Source organism: Ruegeria sp. CDSA020 (assembly GCF_059612345.1).
Window position 1 is genome coordinate 46979 of sequence record NZ_JBXWQK010000010.1, and the last position, 25425, is coordinate 72403.

Annotated in this window: 21 protein-coding genes; 8 read left to right on the plus strand and 13 right to left on the minus strand. The window is 58.5% G+C overall.

Going from position 1 to position 25425, the window contains the following annotated elements; all coding sequences use genetic code 11:
* Window positions 1-84 precede the first annotated feature (84 nt).
* Window positions 85-1062 carry a methylmalonyl Co-A mutase-associated GTPase MeaB gene (gene meaB / locus AC2FJW_RS16730; protein ID WP_142638208.1) on the minus strand — a complete coding sequence of 326 codons (978 nt, stop codon included), beginning with the start codon at window positions 1060-1062 and terminating at the stop codon, window positions 85-87.
* Between the two features lie 153 nt (window positions 1063-1215).
* On the opposite strand from meaB, the gene hrpB reads away from it, so the two are divergent.
* The 3 genes from hrpB (at window position 1216) to AC2FJW_RS16745 (ending at window position 5818) form a co-directional block, all read left to right on the plus strand.
* Complete coding sequence (gene hrpB / locus AC2FJW_RS16735) at window positions 1216-3648, plus strand: ATP-dependent helicase HrpB (RefSeq protein WP_496750739.1); 2433 nt, start codon at window positions 1216-1218, stop codon at window positions 3646-3648.
* Window positions 3649-3787: 139 nt separating this feature from the next.
* Complete coding sequence (locus AC2FJW_RS16740) at window positions 3788-4246, plus strand: NUDIX hydrolase (RefSeq protein WP_496698060.1); 459 nt, start codon at window positions 3788-3790, stop codon at window positions 4244-4246.
* Window positions 4247-4339: 93 nt separating this feature from the next.
* A complete protein-coding gene (locus AC2FJW_RS16745; protein WP_282027761.1) occupies window positions 4340-5818 on the plus strand; it encodes an inorganic phosphate transporter in 1479 nt (492 codons plus the stop codon).
* A 4-nt stretch (window positions 5819-5822) separates the two neighbouring features.
* Here AC2FJW_RS16745 and AC2FJW_RS16750 read toward each other — a convergent pair whose 3' ends face one another.
* From AC2FJW_RS16750 to AC2FJW_RS16775, 6 genes are all read right to left on the minus strand, one after another.
* Window positions 5823-6788 carry a 2-dehydropantoate 2-reductase gene (locus AC2FJW_RS16750; RefSeq protein ID WP_496703364.1) on the minus strand — a complete coding sequence of 322 codons (966 nt, stop codon included), beginning with the start codon at window positions 6786-6788 and terminating at the stop codon, window positions 5823-5825.
* 67 nt (window positions 6789-6855) lie between these two features.
* Entirely contained in the window at window positions 6856-7818 is a 963-nt protein-coding gene (locus tag AC2FJW_RS16755) for a pirin family protein (protein ID WP_282027759.1), read from the minus strand.
* A gap of 309 nt (window positions 7819-8127) precedes the next feature.
* Window positions 8128-8469, minus strand: coding sequence for a 5-carboxymethyl-2-hydroxymuconate Delta-isomerase (locus AC2FJW_RS16760; RefSeq protein WP_496698054.1), 342 nt, complete (start codon window positions 8467-8469; stop codon window positions 8128-8130).
* Between the two features lie 57 nt (window positions 8470-8526).
* The gene (gene argF, locus AC2FJW_RS16765) at window positions 8527-9453 is read right to left on the minus strand and encodes an ornithine carbamoyltransferase (RefSeq protein ID WP_271950442.1); all 927 of its coding nucleotides are present in this window, start codon (window positions 9451-9453) and stop codon (window positions 8527-8529) included.
* 28 nt (window positions 9454-9481) lie between these two features.
* On the minus strand, window positions 9482-10669 hold the full coding sequence (locus AC2FJW_RS16770; RefSeq protein WP_496694249.1) for an aspartate aminotransferase family protein: 1188 nt from the start codon (window positions 10667-10669) through the stop codon (window positions 9482-9484).
* A 239-nt stretch (window positions 10670-10908) separates the two neighbouring features.
* The gene (locus tag AC2FJW_RS16775; RefSeq protein WP_496750741.1) at window positions 10909-11166 is read right to left on the minus strand and encodes a zinc ribbon domain-containing protein; all 258 of its coding nucleotides are present in this window, start codon (window positions 11164-11166) and stop codon (window positions 10909-10911) included.
* Between the two features lie 61 nt (window positions 11167-11227).
* Here AC2FJW_RS16775 and AC2FJW_RS16780 point away from each other — a divergent pair, with 61 nt between their 5' ends.
* Both AC2FJW_RS16780 and AC2FJW_RS16785 read left to right on the plus strand, forming a co-directional pair.
* Window positions 11228-11605, plus strand: coding sequence for a MerR family transcriptional regulator (locus tag AC2FJW_RS16780; protein WP_496703360.1), 378 nt, complete (start codon window positions 11228-11230; stop codon window positions 11603-11605).
* A gap of 47 nt (window positions 11606-11652) precedes the next feature.
* Complete coding sequence (locus AC2FJW_RS16785; RefSeq protein ID WP_496690153.1) at window positions 11653-12546, plus strand: DMT family transporter; 894 nt, start codon at window positions 11653-11655, stop codon at window positions 12544-12546.
* Here AC2FJW_RS16785 and AC2FJW_RS16790 read toward each other — a convergent pair.
* Complete coding sequence (locus AC2FJW_RS16790) at window positions 12528-13331, minus strand: ABC transporter permease (protein WP_496703358.1); 804 nt, start codon at window positions 13329-13331, stop codon at window positions 12528-12530. The genes AC2FJW_RS16785 and AC2FJW_RS16790 overlap by 19 nt on opposite strands.
* Window positions 13332-13457: 126 nt before the next feature.
* Between AC2FJW_RS16790 and AC2FJW_RS16795 the strand changes: the two genes are divergently transcribed.
* A complete protein-coding gene (locus AC2FJW_RS16795) occupies window positions 13458-14033 on the plus strand; it encodes a GcrA family cell cycle regulator (protein ID WP_142638060.1) in 576 nt (191 codons plus the stop codon).
* 101 nt (window positions 14034-14134) lie between these two features.
* Here AC2FJW_RS16795 and AC2FJW_RS16800 read toward each other — a convergent pair whose 3' ends face one another.
* The 3 genes from AC2FJW_RS16800 to AC2FJW_RS16810 form a co-directional block, all read right to left on the minus strand.
* On the minus strand, window positions 14135-15223 hold the full coding sequence (locus AC2FJW_RS16800) for a Hint domain-containing protein (RefSeq protein ID WP_496750742.1): 1089 nt from the start codon (window positions 15221-15223) through the stop codon (window positions 14135-14137).
* 124 nt (window positions 15224-15347) lie between these two features.
* Window positions 15348-16424, minus strand: a complete 1077-nt coding sequence (locus tag AC2FJW_RS16805) for a T6SS phospholipase effector Tle1-like catalytic domain-containing protein (protein WP_496750743.1) — start codon at window positions 16422-16424, stop codon at window positions 15348-15350.
* Complete coding sequence (locus AC2FJW_RS16810; protein ID WP_496750745.1) at window positions 16402-18693, minus strand: xanthine dehydrogenase family protein molybdopterin-binding subunit; 2292 nt, start codon at window positions 18691-18693, stop codon at window positions 16402-16404. Before AC2FJW_RS16810 ends, AC2FJW_RS16805 begins: the two co-directional genes overlap by 23 nt.
* Window positions 18694-18835: 142 nt before the next feature.
* Between AC2FJW_RS16810 and AC2FJW_RS16815 the strand changes: the two genes are divergently transcribed.
* Together AC2FJW_RS16815 and AC2FJW_RS16820 are read left to right on the plus strand one after the other, a co-directional pair.
* Window positions 18836-21988: a valine--tRNA ligase gene (locus tag AC2FJW_RS16815; protein WP_496750746.1), complete on the plus strand. Its 3153-nt coding sequence runs from the start codon at window positions 18836-18838 to the stop codon at window positions 21986-21988.
* Between the two features lie 143 nt (window positions 21989-22131).
* Window positions 22132-23295 carry a benzoate/H(+) symporter BenE family transporter gene (locus tag AC2FJW_RS16820; RefSeq protein ID WP_496750747.1) on the plus strand — a complete coding sequence of 388 codons (1164 nt, stop codon included), beginning with the start codon at window positions 22132-22134 and terminating at the stop codon, window positions 23293-23295.
* A 205-nt stretch (window positions 23296-23500) separates the two neighbouring features.
* On the opposite strand, the gene AC2FJW_RS16825 is transcribed toward AC2FJW_RS16820, so the two are convergent.
* Together AC2FJW_RS16825 and AC2FJW_RS16830 are read right to left on the minus strand one after the other, a co-directional pair.
* Entirely contained in the window at window positions 23501-24283 is a 783-nt protein-coding gene (locus AC2FJW_RS16825) for a crotonase/enoyl-CoA hydratase family protein (RefSeq protein WP_496698039.1), read from the minus strand.
* 66 nt (window positions 24284-24349) lie between these two features.
* Window positions 24350-25420 carry an SMP-30/gluconolactonase/LRE family protein gene (locus tag AC2FJW_RS16830; RefSeq protein WP_496750749.1) on the minus strand — a complete coding sequence of 357 codons (1071 nt, stop codon included), beginning with the start codon at window positions 25418-25420 and terminating at the stop codon, window positions 24350-24352.
* Window positions 25421-25425: the final 5 nt, after the last annotated feature.

Genomic DNA, 25425 nt, shown 5'->3' on the forward strand with positions numbered 1-25425 from the left:
GTTTGGGTCAACTTGCAACCTATGGGCGATAACCCACCGATCCGAAATCAGAAAGAGAATGAGATCAAAGGCTTGAATAAGGCCTTAGCCAGCGACTAAAGCAGACAACATATGTTCCGCCGCAACCGACGGACTGAGCTGACCAGTGCTGACCTGCGAGCCCAGACGCTCCATTTCCGAACGCGCTTGTGGAGTCGCCAGGCGTGCCAGAAGGGCAGACCGAACCTCTTGTTCGAACCAATATTGTGCTTGCGTGGCGCGGTTGACCTCCCAGTGGCCATTTTCACGGCGCCATTTACTGAGGGACTGCATCTCCTCCCAGGCTTGAGCCAGCCCATGTTCCTCGACCGCTGAGACAGTCATCGCCTTGGGAAATCCTTCCGGGTCCTGGGGTCGTTTACGCAAAAGACGCAGCGCCCCGGAATAGTCGGCGCAGGTGCGAGTGGCGGCAGATTTCAAGTCACCATCCGCCTTGTTGACCAAGATCATGTCGGCCATTTCCATGATACCGCGCTTGACGCCCTGCAGTTCGTCACCGCCCGCCGGGGCAAGCAACAGCATAAACAGATCCGACAACTCGGAGACAACCGTCTCCGATTGCCCGACACCAACCGTTTCGATCAAAACAACATCGAACCCAGCGGCCTCACATAAAGCGATGGCCTCACGTGTGCGGCGGGCAACGCCGCCCAGGTGCGACTGGCTGGGTGATGGACGGATAAAGGCGTTTTTCTCGCGGCTCAGGCGTTCCATCCGGGTCTTGTCCCCCAGAATGGACCCGCCCGACCGAGTTGAGCTGGGATCTACTGCAAGAACTGCAACACGCAGCCCCTGCCCTGTCAGCATCATACCAAAGCTTTCGATGAACGTGGACTTCCCGACGCCGGGCGTTCCTGACAATCCGATCCGCAGGGCCTGGCGGCCCTCTTTGGTCAATCTGGTCAGCAGTTCCGTCGCCTGCGCACGATGATCGGCGCGACCGCTTTCCACCAGCGTGATACCACGGGCCAGCGCGCGCCGGTCTCCGTTCAAAATCCTGTCACTCAGGCTGTCCAGTTCCATTTCGCCCCCAATCAGTTGCGGCAGTTCTAGTTGCCGTCCCAATGAGGGGTTTGTCCAGACCAGAGCGCACAAGAATTTACCTCTGGGATATGCGCTCTCCGGGCATAAGAGACGGAACTGGACCTTGTCGTACCGTTGGCGGATAAAGCCCGCATGATACGCCTGCCCATCGACGACGCCATTCCTGACCTTCTTGCCGCCCTAAAGGCTTCGGGCCGCGCAGTGCTGCAGGCACCTCCGGGCGCGGGGAAAACAACACGAGTGCCGCTGGCGATATTCGAGGCGGGGCTATGCGATGGCAAGATCGTGATGCTGGAACCCCGCCGCTTGGCGGCCCGGGCTGCTGCCGAGCGCATGGCCGATACGCTGGGACAGCGCGTGGGCGACACAGTTGGTTATCGCGTGCGGGGCGAGGCGAAGGTATCGAAATCGACCCGGATCGAGGTCGTCACCGAAGGTATCCTGACCCGGATGCTGCAAGTCAAACCCGATCTGCCCGGCATTAGTGCGGTGATTTTCGATGAATTCCATGAACGGTCCCTGAACGCGGATCTCGGCCTGGCCTTGTGCCTTGAGGTCGCCGGGGCATTGCGGGACGATCTGATCCTGCTGGCAATGTCGGCAACGCTAGACGCTGAGCCTGTGGGACGGTTGATGGAGGCCCCCGTTGTTACGTCCCAAGGGCGCAGTTACCCGGTCGAAACACGTTGGCTGGACCGACCGCTAGGACAACAGGCGCGAAAGCTGGACGCATTGGTCGATCTTGTGGTTCAGGCCGAGCGCGAAACAGAAGGTGGGATGTTGGTGTTCCTGCCCGGAGAAGGCGAAATCCGCCGGGCAGAGGCCGCCTTGGCTGGCCGGCTATCCAGCAAAGCTACGGTGCGACCACTATTCGGCGCGATGCCTTTTGCTGCCCAGCGCCAAGCGATTGCACCGGTCGAAACCGGTCGCAAAGTGGTTTTGGCTACGTCCATTGCCGAGACCTCGTTGACCATTCCAGACATTCGCGTGGTCTTGGACATGGGACAGGCTCGGCGGGCGCGTTTCGATCCGGGGTCGGGTATGTCCAGACTAGTGACCGAGCGGGTGACGCGCGCCGAGGCAACGCAGCGCGCTGGCCGCGCTGGTCGTGTCGCCGAAGGCAAGTGCTATCGCTTATGGTCGAAGGGCGAAGAAGGCGCGCTGGCCGCCTATCCCCCGGCCGAGATCGAGGCAACCGACCTGACCGGGCTGGCGCTGGAACTGGCACTTTGGGGGGCGGACCCCGAAGAACTGTCTTTCCTGACCCCTCCACCCGAGGGCACGATGACAGAGGCACGCACGTTGCTGATGATGCTGGGCGCGCTGGATGGGAAGGGACGGATCACCGACCACGGGCGGTCACTAGCGGCGCTACCTCTGCACCCGCGATTGGGACATATGCTGGAACAGGTCGGCCCCGCCGCCGCACCTTTGGCCGCTCTCATGGCCGAGCGCGATCCCTTACGGGGTGCTCCGGTGGATATGTTGCTTAGGCTCGAAGCCATGCGAGATATGCGCGCCTTTCAACGCAACCGTGTCTGGCAGGTCAACATTGGTGCGTTAGAACGGATAAAAACCGAGACCAAGCGGCTGCAAACCAAAGGCAACCTGTCCGACTTCAGCCCAGCGGCAACAGCCGCACTCGCCTATCCCGATCGCATTGGACAACGGCGCAAAGGGGATGAGCCGCGTTATGTGTTGTCAGGAGGGAAGGGTGTTGTGCTGGATGGCAGCGATACGCTGGCTGCCGCGCCTTATCTGGTTGTGACCGATACCGATGGCAACCCCCGCGAAGCAAAGGTGCGCATGGCCGCACAGATCTCGGAAAAGGAAATTCGTGACTTGTTCGAGGATCAGATCACCTGGATCGAGGTCTGCGACTGGTCAAAACGTGACCGCCGTGTCGTTGCGCGCAAACAAGAACGGCTAGGCGCAATCACGTTGAGTGATCGTGTTTGGAAAGAGGTTCCGGACGAAGCAGTTGCATTGGCGATGCTGGATGGCGTCCGTGATCTTGGCCTGCGACTGAACGGGGCCGCTGCGCGATTGGCGGCACGGGTGGAACTGGTCCGGACCGAAGGCGCAGAGCTGCCTGATTTCTCGATCGAGGGGTTAACCGACACGCTGCAAGACTGGCTGTTGCCGATGCTTTCCGGCGTCCGCAATGCTGAAGACTGGAAACGGTTCGACCTGTTGCCAGCGTTGCGCGCCCGACTGGACTGGGCCCAGACGCAGGAACTGGACCGGCGCGCTCCAGGGTCGTTTGAAACTCCTCTGGGGCGAAAGGTGCCGATAGATTATGGCGGTGCAGTACCGGAAATCTCGGTGCGGCTGCAGGAACTGTTTGGCGTAACGCGCCATCCAGTCATTGGCGGTGAGGCCCTCAAGATCACGCTTCTTTCACCGGCCCAACGACCCATCCAGATCACGCGCGACCTGCCCGGTTTCTGGGCTGGGTCATACGCGGATGTGCGCAAAGATATGCGCGCGCAATATCCCAGACACCCTTGGCCCGAAGATCCGACCAAGGCCGACCCCACCCTGCGCGCAAAACGTCGAAATTAGGCGGCCGTCGGGAATTTTCGTCGAAAATTCTTGGCATGAAGATGCGGAAAGCACGGCGATTCCGGGCGTTCATTGAAGATTATCTGTTTCATTGCTATGTGGGCTGCTCAGGTAAAACCCGGGTACGCGAACGACAAACATGACAAAATGGCTGCGAAATATTTGGGAAGAGGTCGCCCGGCCTCTGTTCCTGCGCCCCCATCGGGTGCAGTTTGGCGCCTTGTGCACCCGCGAAACGCAGGACGGGCTGCAGGTTCTTTTGATCACCAGCCGGGACACCGGACGCTGGATCATCCCCAAAGGTTGGCCGATTGATGGCCTGGATGGCGCCGAGGCTGCCCGGCAAGAGGCCTGGGAAGAAGCCGGCGTGTGCGCCCAATCCCTATCCAAAGACCCTGTTGGGCAATATACTTATGACAAGATCCTAAAAGACGGAGCCAGCCAGACTGTGGTGACCAATGTCTATCGGATCGAAGTGCAGGAACTGGCCGATATCTACCCCGAGGCCGAGGAAAGGACCCGCGAGTGGGTTTCGCCCGTGATAGCGGCCGAACGTGTTCAGGAACCCGAACTGCGCGCTTTGCTGCTGCAGCTGTGACACCTCCACAAAAAGTGATGACGCCACGGTTGCTCGTCTGAGCTAAACCGTATAGCCGCGGGTGTTCTTTTGGAAACCGCCCGCAATAGCCTGATGTCGAACCCAAGCTCCAAACCCCGTTGGCAATCGCTGGACAGCGATCTGGCGCGCATCTCACGCGTTGAGTATGCCAATGCCCATGTGGCACGCCCCATGCTGGCGCCGGGTATCGCCTTCGCCTTTATTGCGCTGGCCGGGCTGACGGCCGCAGTGGTTTTTGGGCGGGCTGATGGCGGGTTGATCGTTGTCGCGGCAGCCGGTTTTGGGGCCTATATGGCCATCAATATCGGCGCAAATGATGTTGCCAATAACATGGGCCCCGCTGTCGGGGCCAACGCGCTGACCATGACCGGCGCAATCGTCATCGCAGCCATCGCAGAAAGCGCGGGGGCCTTGCTGGCAGGTGGGGATGTCGTCTCGACGATTTCGAAAGGGATTATAGACCCGGCATCGGTTCACGACAGCACCGTCTTTATCTGGGCGATGATGGCGGCTCTGATTTCTTCAGCCATGTGGGTCAACTTGGCCACCTGGGTCGGCGCGCCTGTTTCGACCACACATTCGGTGGTAGGGGGCGTCATGGGGGCGGGCATCGCAGCAGCTGGCCTAAGCGCGGTCAGTTGGACCACGATGAGCGCCATTGCCGCCAGTTGGATCATCTCTCCTGTGTTAGGTGGAACTATTGCCGCTGGCTTTCTGGCTTTGATCAATGCCAAAATTCAGTATCAGGACGACAAGATCGCCGCTGCCCGCCGTTGGGTGCCGATACTCGTTGCTGTCATGGCTGGTGCCTTTACCACCTATTTGGCCGTCAAAGGCCTGAACAAGCTGGTCAAAGTTGAGCTTGAAGTCGCTTTGCTGTTCGGTCTGGCCACCGGATTTCTGACATGGCTGGTGACAGTCCCTTGGGTGCATCGCAGATCAGAAGGACTAGAAAACAGAACGAAGTCTCTGAAAACGCTGTTTGGGCTACCACTTATTATTTCAGCAACATTTCTTAGCTTTGCCCACGGCGCCAATGACGTGGCAAATGCGGTTGGTCCGTTGGCGGCAATCGTGCATACGGCGCAGTTCGGGGATTTCGCTGCACAAGTCGCAATTCCAACCTGGGTGATGGTGATCGGAGCGCTGGGAATTTCCTTTGGGCTGTTCCTGTTTGGCCCAAAATTGATCAGGATGGTCGGCAGTCAGATCACCAAGCTCAACCCAATGCGCGCATTCTGTGTCGCCCTTTCTGCGGCGATCACTGTGATCCTGGCCAGTTGGCTGGGCCTGCCCGTCAGTTCCACCCATATCGCAGTGGGAGCGGTCTTCGGAGTGGGCTTTTATCGCGAATGGCATGCCGAGCGGCGCAGAAAGAACGCGAACCACCAACGACTGCCCGAGCGGCGCCAAGCACAGGAAGAGAAAAAACGCCGGAAACTCGTCCGTCGCTCGCATTTCATGACGATCGTGGCTGCCTGGATCATAACGGTCCCCGCTACCGCAGTGTTATCAGCCGCTATCTTCTGGACACTGACGGCTTTTCTCTAACCCATCAGCTTCGGATTTGCTCGGGAGTAAGCGGGGATTTTGGGTTCTGTGCAATCTTTTCGCGAACCTGCGCGCAGATTGGGGTCGCAATGTCTTGCTGCTCGCCCAAACGGATGATCTCGCCTTGCAGATTGTCGATTTCCGTTGGGCGCCCTGCCATCAGGTCATAGGCCATAGAGGTGCGCGCCGAAGGGTCAATGATCAGCATCCGGGATGCGATCCGCGAAAACAAAGGCGTAGGCAGACGCAGGATATGCGGTGTCATCCAGGCGGGCAGCGGCGTCATTGACACAATCGGTTGTCCTGCGGATCGCAACACGGTCAGAGCTTCGGACATCTGATCTGCCATCAGTTGGCGCCAGTTGCGGTCCAGCAACTGCTGTTTCAACGTCAACCCGGACAGCGCATTCAGCGCGTTATTGAGATTGATCACCAGCTTGCCCCATTGGACGGCTTCGATCTGGTCACTCTCTGACACCGGTAGGTCGGGGCCAGTCAGCTTTGCGCCCAAATCGCCGAGGCCGGATTGGATAACGATTTCACCTGAAGTCGCGCGATGAAATCCGCCGGTATCTGTCGGTACGACGTTGAACGGCACCATACCGGCGCGGACATCGTGGTGCGGAAGCATCGTACGTAAGGTGCCTGCGTTTTCCAGCCCATTTTGCCAAGAGAGGATCACAGCGTCTGGAGCGTGTTTCCCGATATCCTTCGCCATCTCTTCCGTCGCGCCGGTCTTTACCGTGACAATGACTATTTCAGCATCACTCAGTTCCGCCGGATCTTCGGTCAGGGACAGGTTGGTCACATGACACCGCAGGCCTGAAAAATCTGTGACCATCAGCCCCTTATCCCGGATCGGGTCGAGGATTCGTGCCCGCCCCAACAGGGTGACATCGTGACCGGATCGGGCCAGCAAAGCCCCGCAGTAACATCCAATGCTGCCCGCCCCCGCGATTGCGATCCTCATGACGCCCCTCCCCTTCGGCCAAAGATTGCCGCGATCCGCCTGTCAGACAAGGCCAACTGACGCCAGGTCAGCGCGCGCGCCTCGGACGGGTGCGTTCAAGGTCTTCTGAAATCGGGATGAAGTCTTGATCGTCCCCCGGAGGCAGTTGAAAAGCCCCTTTGGCCCAGTCCGCCGTTTTCCATTCGCGGGTGGCTGCTTCTATCTTTTCCTTTGAGGACGACACGAAGTTCCACCAGATATAACGATCCTCGTTCAACGTCGCACCTCCAAGCAACATTAGCCGCGCACCCTGCGGCCCTGCCTGAACGGAAAGGCGATCCCTTGGCCGAAACACCATCATACGACCTTGGGTGAACTGATCGCCGGCAATCTCAACCGTTCCTTCCGTCACATAAACACCGCGGTCCTCCTGATCATCAGGCAAAGGAAAAGAGGCCCCGGGGGCAAGCTGCACGTCCAGATAGAAGGTTTCAGACAGTGTCGTGACCGGGCTGCTTTCACCATAAGCCGAGCCAAGGATGAGACGAGCGCTGACCCCAGCATCCTGAATATGGGGCAGCGCAGATTGTTTGTGATGTTCGAAGTCCGGTGCAATATCTTCCTGGTCCTCTGGCAGCGCGATCCAGGTCTGAATGCCAAAAAGACTGTGTCTTTTGCTGCGCGTTTCCTTGCTGGTGCGTTCAGAATGGGTCACGCCACGTCCTGCAATCATCCAGTTGACCTCACCGGGATAGATCATCTGATGGGTGCCCAAGCTATCACGATGCTCAAATTCCCCTTTATACAGGTAGGTGACCGTGCCCAACCCGATATGAGGGTGAGGCCGGACGTCTATACCGCCTTCTGTGATGAATTCTGCAGGGCCGACCTGGTCAAAGAAAATGAACGGGCCAACAAGCTGTCGTTTGACCGAGGGTAGCGCGCGGCGCACCTCGAACCCACCCAGATCACGTGCGCGAGGAATGATCAGTGCCTCTAAAGACGGGTTCTCAGTCAAACGATCGGGGTTGTGAGACGGGTTCCAGCTCATTCCAGTTTCTCCCTTTTTCGGCAGGCAACGGTTCGCCCCTGCAAGATGCAGGCCGCTGCACCTGAAAGAAACCTCAATAATTGCACAACTCCGGTGGATTTTTGTCCGTTATGATATATCATTAATGTTATTACATAACAATTCTAACAGAAATTCCACCTGAGAAAAGAACCATCCAAACAGCTCGCTACCCGATCACCTGTTTGACAGGGAATGCAGGGCATTTTTGCTGCCCTGCAAAGGAATGTTGCTTACGACTAAAGAAGGTGTCAGTCGCCGTGCTTCAGATCGACAAATTGCCAAACACAATCACGCCAGGCGTTTGGCATAAGACGCACGGTTCAGTTCGACCTCTTGTACCGTGATGCTGCCAACCTCGGGCATGGCAACAGTCAGAACATCCAAAACGGTAGCGTTCAGTTCAGCTCGCGTAGCCCCATCCCGGCCCTGCATCAATAAAAGCGTCGCATGGACAAAGGTCTGCGGTTCGGTCCCGATCCGAAAATAGGTGACCGGGTTGGCCCGGATCTTAAGGGCCGGTGCATCAAACTCAGCATGTTCAGAAAGCACCGCAAACAACTTCTCGCAGACCGCATGGAAATCATGTTTCTCTTCAAGGCCCTGAGAGAATTCGAGGACTATATGGGGCATTGTGCACTCCGGAAATCATGAGAGAGCACACGGCTCTCTCTTGCCATTTTCATGTGTTCAGACGCCCAGACACCAACGCATAACGGCCTTCTGGGCGTGCAGTCGGTTTTCGGCCTCGTCAAAAATGACCGAGTTCGGCCCATCCATGACATCGGATGTCGCTTCTTCTTCGCGGTGCGCGGGAAGGCAATGCATGAACAGCGCATCGGGTTTGGCATGGGCCATCAATTCGGCGTTTACCTGATAAGGACGCAGCAGGTTGTGGCGCCGTTCTTTCGCGGATTGAGAGTCGTGCATCGAAACCCAGGTATCGGCGACAACCAGATCGGCCCCATCTACAGCCTTGTAGGGGTCCCGTTCCACAACAATCTTGGACCCTTTTTGACGGGCAAAACCCATGAAATCCTCTTCGGGGTCGAATTGCGCCGGGCCCGTAAAAGTCAGATCAAACCCGAACTGGCCCGCCGCGTGAAGGAACGAGGCACACACATTGTTACCATCGCCAGTCCAAACGACTTTCTTCCCGGCGATCGGTCCGCGGTGTTCCTCGAACGTCAGCACATCGGCCATGATCTGGCAGGGGTGAGTGCGGTCGGTCAGGCCGTTGATCACCGGCACGTCCGAGTATTCCGCCATCTCGGTCAGGATGGTTTCGTCAAAGGTCCGGATCATGATCATATCGACATAGCGCGACAGCACGCGGGCGGTGTCGGCGATGGTTTCGCCGTGACCCAACTGCATGTCCTTGCCCGAAAGGACCATCGTCTGACCACCCATCTGGCGCACGCCTACATCAAAGGACACGCGCGTCCGGGTTGACGGTTTTTCAAAGATCAGGGCGACCATGCGGTCTTTGAGTGCCAATTCGTCATCCGGTGCCGCCTTTGGCTGCCCCAGACGCGCCTGCTTCATGGCAGCAGCCTGGTCGATCATGCCCCGCAAAGCGGCGGCATTGGTTTTGTGAATGTCGAGGAAGTGCTTCATGTCGTTTCGCTTTTCTAATCGGGTGGGCTCAGGCAGACGCCAGATTGCTTTCGACCTGCGCGGCCGTTTTCTCCAGACGAATAACCGCCTGTGCAATGTCGTCCTCTGTGAGGGTCAAAGGCGGCAATAGGCGGATCACATTGTCAGCGGCGGGAACGGTGATGAGGCCGTTATCATATCCCGCATTCACCACATCCAAGTTGGTCGCCTTGCATTTCAGACCCAGCATGAGCCCTGCGCCGCGCACCTCTTCGAACACGTCCGGATGATTTGCAATCAATCCTTCGAGCTTCTGGCGCAACATGCCCGCCTTGCGATTGACCCCGTCCAGAAAGGCGGGGGTTGCAACCTGGTCGATCACCGCGCAGCCCACCGCACAACCGAGAGGGTTTCCGCCATAGGTCGACCCGTGCGTACCTGCCGTCATGCCGCTGGCCGCGTCTTCGGTGGCCAGCACCGCACCCAGAGGGAACCCTCCACCGATGCCCTTGGCGACCATCATGATGTCAGGCGTGATGCCCGCCCATTCATGGGCAAAAAGTTTACCGGTACGCCCAACGCCGCATTGGACCTCGTCGAGGATCAGCAACAGGCCATTGTCGTTGCAGATCTGACGCAGCGCTTTGAGCTCGGCATCAGGGACGGGGCGAATACCGCCCTCGCCCTGAATGGGTTCGATCAAGATCGCCGCGGTCTTGTCCGAGATCGCATTGGTGACACCGTCAAGATCACCAAATGTCAGGTGTACAAAGCCGGGCAGCAGCGGGCCAAAGCCTTTGGTCATCTTCTCTGACCCCGCAGCGGCGATGCCTGCCGAGGACCGACCGTGAAACGAACCGTCAAAGGTGATGATGTCGACCCGTTCGGGCTGATCTTTATCGTAGAAATATTTGCGTGCCATTTTCACAGCCAGCTCGCAGGCTTCCGTGCCTGAATTGGTAAAGAACACCGTGTCGGCAAAGGTATGTTCAACCAGCTTATCAGCCAGCGCCTGCTGCTGAGGGATGTTATAAAGGTTCGACACATGCCACAGCGCGTGGGCCTGTTCCGTCAGCGCGTTCACCAGCGCCGGATGCGCATGGCCCAGTGCATTCACAGCAATCCCCGCGCCCATATCCAGAAAACGTCGGCCATCCGCCTCGGTCAGCCAAGCGCCTTCGCCCTTCACAAAGGTCAGGGGCGCACGATTATAGGTCGGCAGAACGGACGGGATCATCGGATCATCCTTTTCGATATGTTGAGCCCCGTGAGTGATACACGAGGGCCATGTTCGTCAACTGATTTGGTGGGAGATGCGCCGATTTGGGCAGCGCAAAAGGATCAAACGGGCCGGTTACGCGGCAAAGCGTCGGCGTCGAAGTCGCAGGATATCAGCGTGTTTGATCATGGATGCCGTATAGCGCCGAAGATTTGCGATGAAAAGAGCTTTGTTGCTGCAACGCTGCAACCCCCGTATCAGCCTTCGCTCCAGCGGCCTAATCGACCCATACCGCGCGTAAAAGCCCAGGCCAGAATGCGGGGCATGCCCTTGTTCACCAGCGCATCCAGACAATGGGACTGAAATTCCTCGAACGAGGCACCGGGATGTCGAAACGCACCGTCCGCGTAACAGAGTGAACAATACCGTGTGCTGCGGGTTCCGTCCGCTTCGCTGCCGCCCCCTTCGGTATCCTTGCTAAGAGGCATGCCGCAGCTTTGACATTTGGATCCCATCATCTTTCCCCTTGCAGGCTTTGACCACGAGCCATAAGATCAAAACCATAGAGTATAGTCAATGGTTTTACATATGCGTATCGGAGAACTGTCCCGCCGAAGCGGGCTGCCCCGCGACACATTGCGGTTTTACGAGCGGCACGGATTGATTGCCTCGCGCCCCGGGCCAGAAGCGACAAACAGCTATCGCGACTATCCGGATGACACGCTGATCACGCTGGAACAGATCGGCGATGCACAGGCGGCGGGGATCAGTATCGCCCAACTTGCAACCCTGCTGGGGCAACTTGGTGCGGCTGATCCCGAAACCTTTGACGGCGTAGCATTTCTTCAGGAACGGATCGAAGAGGTTGAGGCGCGGATCGAGCGCGCAAATCGTTTTCTGGACAGCTTGCGACAGGCCAAACAGGCTCTTGCTACACCGTCGGGACAGCCCTGACCGTTTTACCCCTTGCCTTTCGTCCACCCGTACAGCACCGCTTACGCATGTTCGTTCCCAAAGCGCATAACCCGCCCCTAGCGGCACTGTTGATTTTTGTCGCCAGTGCATTCCTTGCAGCAACTACCCTGCTGGCCAAAGCTTTGGGGACAGATACGCTAGGTGCTCCTTTGCATCCAATGCAGATCAGCCACGGGCGGTTTCTATTCGCCTTCCTGGTCATCGTTTCGGCAGTGGGCATCATGCGCCCTAAACTGCGGCGGCCCCATTGGGGGCTGCATATCGGTAGGACAAGCTTTGGCTGGCTGGGAATCACGCTGATGTTTGCATCGGTCGCGTTCATACCGATGGCGGATGCGACGGCGATTTCGTTCTTGAACCCGGTCTTTGCGATGGTTCTGGCCATTCCCTTGCTGAAAGAAGGCGTCGGCCCCTGGCGCTGGCTGGCGGCGGCGGTGGCCCTGATCGGGGCAATGGTTCTGCTGCGCCCGACACCTGCGAGCTTCCAACCTGCGGCGTTACTGGCGCTGGCGGCGGCGGTCGTCATCGGGATGGAGCTGATCTTTATCAAAAAGCTGTCAGGGCGAGAGAGCCCGATCCAAATTCTATTGGTGAACAACGCGATGGGCCTGACCATCGCATCAGTCGCGGTGAGTTTCGTGTTTCAGATGCCCAACCCGGCGCAATGGGCGGCCCTTGCGGGGATCGGCGCATTGATGGCTTGCGCACAGGCCTGTTTCGTTAACGGCATGGCGCGGGCAGATGCGTCTTTCGTAGCGCCGATAAGCTATGCGACACTGCTGTTCGCTGCGCTATATGATTTTGCGATATTCGATGTGGTCCCCGACGCGGTCAGCCTGATTGGATCTGCCATCATCTTGGCCGGAGGGCTGATTCTTGTGTGGCGCGAGGCGCGGCACCGTCAGGCCTTGAGCCGATAGCCCGTTCGCAGCATCTGCCAGGTCAGTGCACCGACCACCAGTGTTGCAGCCGTGCAGATCAACATCCCAAGGTAGGGCGAGCTGTCCGAAACCCCAATCATACCATAGCGCAGCCCGTCGATCAGATAGAAAACCGGGTTGGCGTGGCTTAGCCGGTACAAAACCGGCGGCAATGCCTCGACCGAGTAAAAGGTTCCAGAAAGAAACGCCAAAGGCGTGACGATGAAGTTGGTAATCGCAGCCATCTGGTCGAACTTATTGGCGAAAATCCCGGCAAAAAGGCCCAGCGCGCCCATAAAGGCCCCTCCCAGCACTACAAAGATCATGGCGATCAGTGGGTTCTGCGGGACAATACCGAGCACCAGCGCCAGCGCGGTTGCAACGACGACAGCGATCAGAAAGCCACGGGCAATGCCGCCCGCAAGGTATCCCAGCAGAATCTCTAACGGCGAAAGCGGCGGCATAAGGGTATCGACGATGTTGCCCTGTACCTTCGAGATCACCATCGAGGACGAAGTATTGGCAAACGCATTCTGGATCACCGTCATCATCATGATGCCCGGCGCCAGAAAGGTCAAAAATGGCACGCCCATCACATCAGGCCGGCTGGGCCCGATAGCGATGTTGAAGATCAGCAGAAACAGCCCCGCAGTCACCAGCGGTGCCAAAAGTGTCTGCGTCCACACCGCCATAAACCGCAAAGTTTCCCGCCGGGCCAGCGTATAGAGACCCATCCAGTTCACCGCACCAAAGCGGCGTGCCTCCTGATCCATGAGATTCTGCATGATCTGCCCTCTACCTGATTCGAAGACCGCTTGTAACTCGGACCGCAGTGTTTAAAATAGGGGGCTGAGACGAATTCCCAAGGCGGCCCGAATCCGGGGCCGCTTTCCGCTTTTGAAAGGCAAATGATGTCCTGGACTGACGAGCGTGTAGAGCTGCTTAAAAAGATGTGGGGCGAGGGCCAGTCGGCCAGCCAGATCGCCAAGGAACTGGGCGGTGTGACCCGCAATGCGGTTATCGGCAAAGTCCACCGGCTGGGCCTGTCGAATCGCGCAACCGGCGCGACCCCCGCCAAGGCTGAGCCAAAGGAAAAACCAGCGCCCGCGCCCAAGGCCGAGGCCAAGCCCAAACCCACGCCCAAGACGGAACCGGCACGTCCAGCCGCAGCGCCGGCAGCCGAGGCCAAGCCCGCTGTTCCGGCCCGCCGTCAGATCATCCCGGCCGGTCAACCGCTGCCGCCGCAACCTTCAGCGAACGAGATCAGCCCCGAGGCGCTGGCCAAGGTCAACGAGGTTGAGAAGAAAGCCAAAAAGCTGACGCTGATGGAACTGACCGAGAAGACCTGCAAATGGCCCGTCGGCGACCCCGCGACCGAGGATTTCTGGTTTTGCGGTCTGCCCGTTGAGGCAGGCAAACCTTATTGCGAAGCGCATGTGGGTGTGGCGTTCCAGCCTATGAGCTCACGTCGCGACCGGCGGCGGTAAGGCTTTGACGAAGGCAGGCACCTAGCAAAAGAGCGCGGTGCCCGCAGCAGGCCGGAATGTAGGTAATACACCTGTTTTGGCTCTGCGTCATCTAAGAGCGATCACACTGGAATCGAAGAAGAGTCGTAATCTGCCAAAAGCGGCCGCCGGTTCCGTGCATGCCGAGCGATCAATCGCTTTTGCCGCCCCCCCTCTGGGATTTTGTAGTTGGTCTTTTGCATCGGGGTTTCGACAAGATCGGGGAACAGCGTAAAAAGCTCTTCCATGGCTGCTGCCGGTAGAGATTTCAGTGCTTCATCGCCAAGCAAAAGGCTCTCGGTCGGGGCACCATCTGCATAAATTACCTCATGTTCAGAAAACACCAGGTGGAAATAAGTAACTTCTGTAATTCTGTCGTCGACGTATATCCCCGGAAGCTCGACCAACTTTATAGCTGAGACCAGAACCTCGGGGCACTCAAACATGCGCTTAACGATCGCCGAGGATATCAGCATCCGGTGCTGACGGGACACGAGCAGGTCGCGTCTGGGCAGGCCCTGCCCTAGCGCGCCAGCGCAAATGCGTACTGGGTAAAGCTTGGGATGGCGGCGCAAATCCCGCGCGCTGACATGTCGCCGAATGATTTGTGACAAAGGCTGCGTGCAACCATGATCCGTCAAGACACGATCACCTTGCTTCAAACTCTCGATCAGGACAGGGCCCTGATCGGTCGCAATCAACGTTCCTGCCGTAAGGCACGGTATGGTGCCCGGTGTCGGAGTGGTGTTCACCGAATAGGTTCCACCATCGTCGGTGGAAATAAGTGAATCTCCCGCCCCGGCCTCGCCGATAACCGTCGAGCTCATCCCATTGGCGGGGCCAGCTGTCGCCGTTATCGGGCCGGGGCTGGGGGGATCGCTGAAAGAGCTGAACTGATAAACCGTTGACCCGTCGGATAAAGAGATACCATTGGTTTTACCGAGCCCGGTAAAGGTGGCGGAACTGGCTGAGTCAATTACATAGACGTCCCGGCCTGCGACTGTCGTCGGGGTGATCCCATCAAGCGTGTTAGTGCTGCGGATGGATCCGTCAGAGTTGTAGATCGTAACAACAAGCCCAGAAACATCCGCACCCGCGTCAACAGCGACCTCGATAAAGTCCTGTGGTGGGCCTCCAAGGTACTTGAGTTCGGAAAAATATGGGTCTGCCATATGTCAATTCGCCTTTGTGTTCGGCGTGAGTATGATGATCCGATACTTGTTTCAATATATGAGTACTAGGGTCTCACTAACCAGTAAATGTTCCCAGTGATTTTTGTTCGCAGCTGGAACCGAATTACTGCGCTGGATGCGATGGCAAATCCAGCATCGGCACCCAACCGGGCAGTTCGTTTGGCGAAACCGAGACATGCAGCCGCTCGGATCGGTCGCGGCCTACTTTGCGGTGCTTGCGCAGTAGGAAAATCTTACCCCAACCGCGCCATGTGCCGACCGAACGCGCATGAGGGTCGATCACAAAGCGGTCTCTCCATCCCTCCGGCAAGGGCAGGCCGTGCAGCTCTGCCTTGTCCAGCATCCAAACCAGCGAGATGTTGCTAAGAGGACGGGCTTCTTCAAACCCGTTCAACTGGCCACCCACATCGCCATGGGTGCCTCGGAACCAGACTTGCTCGATATGGCCTTTAAAATCGGGGGTACATTTCCACAGGACCGGCTCGAATACCTCGCGCGTTTCATCCAGCGCCATCGCGTGGTAGCCGTGGCGCGTAGCGGGACCAAGCTGATGGTTGTGGAAGGCGTGGCGATCCTCGGCCCACCGCCAAAGCAGCGGTAGACGCAAGCCCAGCGCTTTTACTGTATCCCACACGCCGATCATTTCGATTGCAACATCTTCATGGCAGAACTGCCGGCGAAACGAAGCGGCGGCGCTACCATTGGCATTGCATTCATAGTGGCGGTAGGCCTGTTTGATATTCCTAACGGTCGCGTGCTCGGCCTTGAGCAGGCCAATCATGTCGATCACACCCGCAAGGCTGCGCACACCGTAGGCCCCACGTGAGTAGCCGATGAAATAGATACGGTCGCCGGGCTTATACCGCGAGGCCAGATAGCCATAGGCCCGGCGTATCTGGCGATTGATCCCCCGCCCCATCATCACATCCAACGAGGACTTCCAGCTTTCCCATTGCACGCCGGCCTCATAGAAGACGGATACCTTGCTTCCCATCTCGCAGCACAGCCGCAGCGCCTGCCCCGCATGAGTTTCATATCCGGGCTCAAGCGTCGACATGGTGCCGTCTAGAATGATGACATGGCTGACAGGTTCACGATGGCGCGTTTCGGCCGAATGCTCGGAACGCAGCGGCCGTCCAAGCCACCCCAGTACCTTTCTACTCAGCCGCGACAGTTGCATCGTTCAGCAGTTCCCATACTTTGTGCGGCGTAAAAGGCATATCGGCCTGCCGCACCTCGTGATCCCAGAGCGCATCCTGAACCGCATTTGCCACTGCAGCCAGCGCGCCCACGGTGCCGGCCTCTCCGCATCCTTTCATTCCCAACGGGTTAGAGGTTGACGGTACCGGCGCCGAGGTAAACTTAATCATGGGTATCTCGGCTGCGCGGGGCAAGGCGTAATCCATCAACGATGCCGTGAGCAGTTGCCCCTGCGCATCATGGACAACATGTTCGGACAGCGCCTGACCGATGCCTTGTGCGACACCACCATGAACTTGCCCCTCGGCCAGCATCGGATTGATAAGATTACCGAAATCATCGACCACAGTATAGCGGTCTACCCATGTTTCGCCGGTACAAGGGTCAATCACGATTTCGGCAACATGTGCCCCGTTGGGATAGCTACGGTCGTCCAGCGTGATGCTTGCCTGATGCTGCAACAAATCAACGCGCCCGTCGGCACGGGCCATATCCGCGGCCTCGGTCAAAGTGGGCGTCAGGTTTGATCCCGGCGCGCGGAAGGTTTCAAAATCAAAGCGCACGTCGCTTTCCTCCACCCCCATCTTATCTGCGAGATAGGGCGTGAATGCGGCAACCATGACGTCGATCGTGGCAAGCGTCGCTGTGCTTTGCACCGTAACTGATCGCGATCCCCCGGTTCCCCCACCATTCGGAAGCTGGTCGCTGTCACCTTGAACTACGGTGATGCAATCCAGGGGAACCCCGGTTTGGTCAGACAGGAACTGAGCATAGACCGTTTCGTGCCCCTGCCCGTTGGATTGGGTTCCGACAAAAAGTTTCAAGGTGCCATCCTCAACGAACTCGATCTTTGCGTTCTCGGAAGGGTCGCCCAAAATGCTTTCGATATAGTAACAAATCCCCTGCCCCCGGAACAAACCGCGTTCAGCATCGGCGATCTTGCGGGCGGCAAAGCCGCTGGACTGTCTTTGGCTTTGGGACAGGACCATGTCGAAATCGCCGACATCATACGTTTCGCCGGTCGCGGTCTTGTAAGGAAATGCCTCAGGCCGGATGAAATTCTTGCGCCTCAACTCCCAGGGATCTACGCCCAGTTCTCGGGCCGCGCGGTCGATAGCGCGTTCAAGGACATATATGGCCTCGGGTCGCCCTGCGCCGCGATAGGCGTCAACCTGCGTTGTATTGGTAAAGAACCCCTCGACCCGCAGATAGGTGGTTTGTACATCATAGGCGCCCATCAACACTTTGCTGAAGAGATTGGTTTGTATCGCCTGGCCGAAATGGCTGTTATAGGCCCCAAGATTTACCTTGCTGTGCACCCGATAGGCGGTGATCCGGTGATCGCTGTCAAATGCCAGCTCGGCCAGCGAAGACAGGTCGCGGCCATGGTGATCGGACAACATTGCCTCGGAACGGTCAGACATCCAGTGAACAGGCTGGCCCAACTTCATCGCAGCTACGGCCACACAGAAATATTCGGGATAGGGCATGACCTTCATGCCGAACCCGCCACCGACATCCGGGGTCGTGACGCGGATATCTTCGGGGTTGAGTCGCAACTTTTGCGCCAGCTGACCACGCATGGCCCAAACTCCCTGCCCGCCATAGGAAAAGTGCAACCGCCCATCAACCCAATGCGCCTGACAGCCCCGCGGTTCAATCGACGTGATGATCACTCGATTGTCTTCCACATTCAGTGCAACGGTATGAGCCGCCTGCTGAAACGCAGCAATAGTTGCCGCCTCATCGCCCAGCGCCCAGTCAAATGCCCGATTATCCGGAGTTTCCGCGTGCAGCGTTTCTCCGCCCGCACACACGTCCAGTTTTACGGGCAAGTCTGAGGTTTCGACCCAGATCAGCTCGGCCGCATCGCGGGCCTGTAAGGCGGTGTCGGCAATGACTACAGCGACGGGTTCTCCGACAAACCGTATGCGATCCGCGGCCAGCATATGCCGGTCCGGCGCAGCGGCTTTCGAACCGTCTCGGTTATTCAGGATGGCCGCATTCATACACGTGTCGATCCCGGCGGCCTTCAGGTCGTCCAGCGTCATGATCAGCCGCACCCCTTCGGCCGCGCGCGCGTCATCCAGAACCAGCGCCCCAATCACCCCATGCGCCAACTGGGATCGCACGAATACCGCATGCAAAGCCCCGTGCGGCAGGACATCGTCCATATATTGCCCCTGCCCGGTCAGAAACCGCTGGTCCTCGGTCCGTTTGACGGGCTGGCTTTTGCCAAACTTTTCCACCGCGCGCTCCTGTCTCTGCCTCTAGGCGACATTAGGCTGCGATGCATCATTGTCCATAGCCCCGGCGCTTGGCCCTTTCCCTTTTGCTATCCTTTCGATATTGCAAGCGATAACCCGAATTTGTTGACGCAGGACGCATCCAATGGCGATGGAAAAGACATTCAACGCGGCCGAGGCCGAGGCCCGCATTTACGAGGCTTGGGAACAGGTCGGAGCCTTCAAGGCGGGCGCGAACAGATCGCGCGATGAAAGCTTTACCATCATGATCCCGCCGCCCAACGTGACGGGGGCGCTGCATGTGGGACACGCATTCAATAACACGCTGCAGGATATCCTGACCCGCTGGCACCGGATGCGCGGCTTCGACACGCTTTGGCAACCCGGTCAGGACCACGCGGGCATCGCCACGCAGATGCAGGTTGAAAAGATGCTGGCGGCGCAGGGCAACGAAGGGCGGCGTGAACTCGGGCGCGAGAAGTTCCTTGAGAAAGTCTGGGAATGGAAGGGTGAATACGGTGGCACGATCATTGAACAGCTCAAGCGTCTTGGCGCCAGCTGCGATTGGTCGCGCAACGCGTTTACCATGGCAGGTGCACCGGGTGACCCGCGCACAGGGCATGAGAATTCTGCAAATTTCCACGATGCCGTCATCAAGGTCTTCGTAGAAATGTACGAAAAGGGCCTGATCTATCGCGGCAAGCGTCTGGTCAACTGGGACCCGCATTTTGAGACCGCAATCTCGGATCTTGAGGTCGAGAATATCGAAGTCGCGGGCCATATGTGGCACTTCAAGTACCCGCTGGCGGGTGGTGAGACCTATACGTATGTCGAAAAGGATGAGGACGGGAATATCGTGCTTGAGGAACAGCGCGACTATATCTCAATCGCCACGACACGGCCCGAAACAATGCTGGGCGACGGCGCGGTTGCGGTTCATCCGTCAGATGAGCGCTACGCGCCAATCATCGGCAAACTCTGTGAAATTCCTGTTGGACCGAAAGAGCATCGTCGCCAGATTCCGATCATTACTGATGACTATCCCGATCCCGATTTCGGCTCGGGCGCGGTGAAGATCACCGGCGCGCATGATTTCAACGACAACATGGTCGCCAAGCGTGGCGGTATTCCGATGTACCGTCTGATGGACACGCGTGGCGCAATGCGGGCCGATGGAGTGCCTTACGCCGAGGAGGCGGGCAAAGCGCAGGAATACGCACGCGGCAAAGCATTCACCGAGAATGAGATCGACGCGATCAACCTGATCCCCGACCACCTGCGCGGGCTCGACCGGTTCGAGGCGCGCGCCAAGGTTGTCGAAGAGATCACCGCCGACGGTCTGGCCGTCATGACCCGCGCCGACAATCCGGTTCTGGGCACAAAGCTGGGTGAGAACGACGACCCGGCTGCACTCGTCCCGCTGGTCGAGAGCAAACCGATCATGCAGCCCTTTGGCGACCGCTCGAAGGTCGTGATCGAACCGATGTTCACCGACCAGTGGTTCGTGGATGCCGAAAAAGTCGTCGGCCCCGCGCTGGACGCGGTCAAGGACGGTACGGTCAAGATCATCCCGGAATCGGGCGAGAAGACCTATTACCACTGGCTGGAAAACATCGAGCCCTGGTGCATCTCGCGCCAGTTGTGGTGGGGGCATCAGATTCCGGTTTGGTATGGCCTCGACCTGTCGGCCGAAAACTTCAAGGATGACGAGAACGACGGCAACCTTGATCTGGTCGAATTGGGTCGTTTGCTGAACGAAGGTGGTATGTTGCACCGTGGCAATGTCATGGAATGCGCGTCGAGTCTGGAAGCAGTGACTGAAAAATTCCTGGACGATAATGCAAACATTCCCAGTCCGCTAAGCCACGCAACTGTAATCGAAGTTGCCGATAAGCAAGAAGCGATCCATCAATTCGCCGAAAGCCTTGCTCAGTATGCAGTTGAACAAGACCCGACGAAGCTGGTTTATCCGGTTTGGCGTGACCCCGACGTTCTCGACACCTGGTTCTCCTCCGGCCTCTGGCCCATCGGCACGCTGGGCTGGCCCGAGCAGACCGAGGAGCTGGAACGCTACTTCCCCACGGACGTTCTGATCACTGGCTTTGACATCCTGTTCTTCTGGGTCGCCCGGATGATGATGATGCAACTGGCGGTGGTCGATCAGATCCCGTTCCACACCGTCTACCTGCACCAACTCGTCCGCGACGAGAAGGGCAAGAAGATGTCAAAGACCACCGGCAACGTCATCGACCCGCTGGAGATCGTGGACGAATTCGGCGCCGACGCGCTGCGCTTTACCAATGCCTCGATGGCGGCGATTGGCGGCGTGTTGAAACTGTCTCGCGAACGCATCACCGGCTATCGCAACTTTGGTACAAAACTTTGGAACGCTGTTCGCTTTGCCGAGATGAACGAAGTCTTCACCGACGCCGTACCGCAACTAAACGTCGCCGATCTGAAACCCAAGGCCGCCGTAAACCGTTGGATCATAGGCGAAACTGCCCGCGTACGGGCCGAGGTCGACGCCGCACTGGAAAGCTATCGTTTCAACGATGCGGCCAACGGGCTTTACGCCTTTGTCTGGGGTAAGGTCTGCGACTGGTACGTTGAACTCTCCAAACCGCTGCTGCAGGGTGACGATGCCGAAGCACAGGCCGAGACCCGCGCTACCATGCGCTGGGTTCTGGACCAGTGCATGGTCTTGCTGCACCCGATCATGCCCTTCGTTACCGAGGAACTGTGGGGGCTGACAGGCACGCGCGCCAAGATGGTCGTACACGCCGACTGGCCGACTTACGGCACCGAACTGGTCGACCCAGAGGCGGATCGCGAAATGAACTGGGTGATCTCGGTGATCGAGAACACCCGCTCGGCGCGTTCGCAGATGCGGGTGCCAGCGGGGCTGTATGTGCCGATGCTGGTGACAGAGATTGACGCGCATGGCCAAGCTGCATGGGACCGTAACGAGGCGCTGATCAAGCGGCTGGCGCGGATCGACAGCTTGACCAAAGTGGACGCATTTCCCAAGGGGACGATCTCGATTGCCGCGCCGGGTGCGACGTTCGGTTTGCCGCTGGCGGATATCATCGATATCGGCGCCGAAAAGGAACGACTTGAGAAGGCCAAGGGCAAACTTGCCAAGGAATTGGGTGGTTTGCGCGGTCGTCTGAACAATCCGAAATTTGTGGCCTCGGCCCCGGAAGAGGTTGTCGCCGAAGCCAAAGCCAACCTCGCCGCCCGTGAAGAGGAAGAGGTGAAACTGAACGAAGCGCTAGCCCGTCTGGCCGAAATCGCCTGATCTTCGTCTACTCCAAGCCGTTCTAGATACCAGACCCCGCCACGCCCGCGTTGGCGGGGTTTTCGTTCCCCGGCCCAGATTTCGCCCTGTTCACCTCCGCTTACGATTGCTAGCAAGTGCGGGTTGATAACGCTGAGGGCAGGATGACACGCGCATTTCCACCAATGCAGACCATCTCAACCGGATTGGTTGTGGCCATCGTCGGCTTTTTCAGCTCATTCCCCATCGTACTGCAGGGGCTGGATGCGATGGGTGCGTCACCGGAGGAGGCCGCATCGGGCCTGATGACCGCCGCCATCGCCATGGGGCTGGCCGCCATCGTGCTGAGCTTGCGCTACAAGTTGCCGATCAGTGTCGCCTGGTCCACGCCGGGTGTCGCGCTGTTGGCTGTATCCGCCACACCTGTCGAGGGATTCTCAGGAGCTATCGGTGCGTTCCTGTGCGCTGGCGCTTTGACGGTTGTGGCTGGGTTGTGGAAGCCGCTGGGAAGGTTGGCAGCTGCAATCCCGACCACGTTAGCGCAGGCAATGCTTGCCGGGGTTCTGATGCCGCTATGTATCCTCCCGTTCAAAGCGGCCGTCGAGATTCCGTGGCAGGCGCTACCCGTAATCCTGACATGGTTCATCGCGGGGCGGTTCAACCGGCTTTTTGCTGTTCCCGCGGCAGTGATCGCAGCAGCCATTATAGTCATCCTGAACGCCGGAGATACAACGATCATGCCCGAGCGTCTGATTGCAGCACCGATCTGGGCCATACCTACATTCTCCCTGGCCTCGGCCATAGGGATCGGAGTGCCGCTGTTCATCGTCACTATGGCGACACAGAACATCCCCGGCATCGCGGTGATGCGCAGCTTTGGCTTTGCGCCCGTGCCGGGCAAATTGTTCTCGGCCGTCGGAGGGGCCAGCCTGTTGTCCGCCCCGTTCGGAGCCCCCGCCACCTGCCTAGCCGCCATCACAGCCGCGATGTGTTCAAATCAGGATAGTCATCCCGATCCTGCGCTGCGTTATTGGTCGGCCATCATGGGTGGCGTATTCTATTGCCTGTTTGGTATTTTTGCCGTGGCCATCACCGGATTTGCCGCCCATGCCGATCCGTTGCTGATGGGGACGCTGGCCGGGGTCGCGCTGATCGGTGTGCTGGCAAATGCGATCCACGCTGCGCTGGAGGTTGTGGCCGAGCGTGAGGCGGCGATCCTGACTTTTGCTATCACTGCGTCCGGTATCACAGTCTTCGGGCTGGGGGCCGCGGTCTGGGGTTTGCTGGCTGGTGGCATTGCCTATCTGGTGACTAACCGGCTGCGATAGCCGCTTAGCCTTGAGGCCACAGCCAAAGCAAAACCAGCTTAAATTTGGATCATTGGGAACTCTGGTGGAACGCCGGATCAAGAAAGCACAGACCAAAGTCCAACCCAGAGAATTCGTTTCATGTAACGCTGGAAAAGATGCGCAAAGCCTACACCCCACTGCCTGACACGCAGGTCCGCGATGCGCATCGGGATTCATGTGGTGACTACTTGAACTTCGGCTTACGACCCTGCATCTGCGCCATGACAACCTCCATCTGATCGGGTTTGCCGATCAGCTCCACCTGTTCGGCAGATTCGGCCAGCAGAACGTCGGCTCGCGAACGGGTTTCGGCCACGTCGATCAGGCGCTTGGCGGCACGGATGGCTGAAGGGCTTTGGCCTGCGATGTCTTCAGCCAGAGCCAGCGCCTCGGTCAAAGGATCGTCCGAGAGTTTCGTGACCAGCCCCCAATCAGCCGCCTGCGGCGCGCCTATTGGACGTGCAGTATACGTCAGCAAGCGCAGCACGTCCGAGCGCACAAGCTCGGGCAGCAGAACCATGCCGCCCATGTCGGGAATGATACCCCATTTCATCTCCATCACCGCCAATTTCGCCTCGGGGTGGGCAATGCGGATATCCGCGCCCAGTGCGATTTGCAGTCCGCCACCATAGGCCACACCCTGAATGGCACAGATGACTGGAACGGGGACACGGCGCCAGATCAAGGCAAGCTCCTGCATTTCGTTGGCGTCGTCATGGCTGCGGTTCATCAGCCATTCGGTTGGGTCCTTGTGGGCCATGCTGGCGAAACTGGCCATGTCGAGACCGGCGCAGAAGCTTTTACCCTCACCCGACAGCACCACGGCGCGGGCGTCGGAGACCGCCACCTCTTGCCCGGCAGACAGGATCGCCTTGATCATGGCTTCGTCCAGCGCGTTCATCTTGTCGCCACGGGTTAGCGTGACATGGGCGATATGGTCTTTGTATTCGATGGAAACGCGAGACATTGGTCCCTCCGGAAATCAGTGTTGCGTCAACCATGCCAGCAAGATGAGGACAGTGCCACCACGACGTCAGGGCAAATCAGCGACGGGCATCCGGCCATACCACGGCGAATCCAGCGTCATGACATAGAACAGGTCACCAACGACCTGACCCGCCGTGGTGATGCCCAGCCGCCCGCCGGGGTCCTGCAAGGTTTGCAGGATTGTGCCATCCCCGTCGAATTGGACGATCATGCCGCGATGAATCGGCGCCGGTCGCACCAAGGGACCCAGCCGCCAGATCACCTTGCGCAAAAAGGGATAGGGCATCAAAGCTTCACTCGGCACCCGTGGGCTGGCGAAGGCCATCCAATAAGTGCCGTCGCCCTGCGCCGTGAGGTTATCGGGGTATCCCGGCAGGTTTTCCATCAACACCTCGCGCTGCCCAGCACTCGGCCCAGTTAGCCAGAGCTTGTGCACCCGCGCACGACCAGTTTCGGCGATCAGCAGAAAATCCGTCTGCGGGGAAAGCGCTACACCATTGGTATAGACAAAGCCCTCGGCCACCTTTTTTGTTGTGCCATCAGGGGAATAGCGGGCCACGTATCCCGTATCCGACTGCTCCCAGATGGTCAGGACCGAGGTGGCTTTGGTACCGCCCATGGTTTCGGGATCGAACCGATCAGACGAGTTCGAGAAATAGACCGTACCGTCCGGAGCCACGTCCAACTGATTGGCATAGACCACCGGAGACCCGCCAATCTCGGACACAAGGGATACCAGCGTGCCGGGCCCGGTCCAGCGCATCAGCCCCCGGTAGCTATCTGCGATATATAGCGCGCCGTCCGGCCCAGCTTGCAGACCCAAAGGGCGCCCACCCAGGTCGTCGATCTTGACCGGGCTGTCGCCGTCGATCCGATAAAGCGCGCCGGACATGGATGTCGTGTAGATCGTGCCATCCGGCATGATCGCGATGTCTTCCGGGCCTTCCTCGCCATCCGGCAAAGAGACTAGTTCGAGGCTGTCCAAAGCGTTGTTCTCGGCAAACACGCCGGTAAAGCCCGGAGCTTCGGGCGGCTCCCAGGCCACTGGGTCCACGCCAACAGGCCAAAATATCAAATAGGCAAGCCCCACAAAAGCCAAACCAATCGCGATGCGCATGGACA